This window comes from Pseudomonas viridiflava (assembly GCF_900602065.1).
Lineage (GTDB): Bacteria > Pseudomonadota > Gammaproteobacteria > Pseudomonadales > Pseudomonadaceae > Aquipseudomonas.
The window spans coordinates 1-310 of record NZ_UWFN01000165.1; the positions used below are offsets into that span (position 1 = coordinate 1).

Below are 310 nucleotides of genomic sequence, written 5' to 3' on the forward strand. Positions count from 1 at the left end.
GTCTTCAGGTGCTCGCGGAGCCACACAACGGAGTCGGCGTCGAGGTGGTTGGTCGGCTCGTCGAGGATCATCGTCTCGGCGTCCGAGAACAGGATCCGGGCGAGCTCGATGCGCCGGCGCTGACCACCCGAGAGTGTCTTGAGCTGCTGGTCGAGGATGCGGTCCGGCAGCTTCAGGTTCGACGCGATCGAGGCAGCCTCGGCCTCGGCCGCGTAGCCACCGAGCGCGTTGAACTGGTCGTCGAGGCGGCTGTAGCGCCGCATCGCCTTCTCGGCCACGGCCGCGTCGGCGCTCGCCATGTCGAGTGTCG

General features: G+C 68.4%; 1 protein-coding gene. It reads right to left on the reverse strand.

The window, feature by feature from the left end; translation table 11 throughout:
- Positions 1-310 (reverse strand): ATP-binding cassette domain-containing protein (locus EE949_RS08685; RefSeq protein WP_164666736.1); only part of this gene is annotated, 310 nt, incomplete at both ends.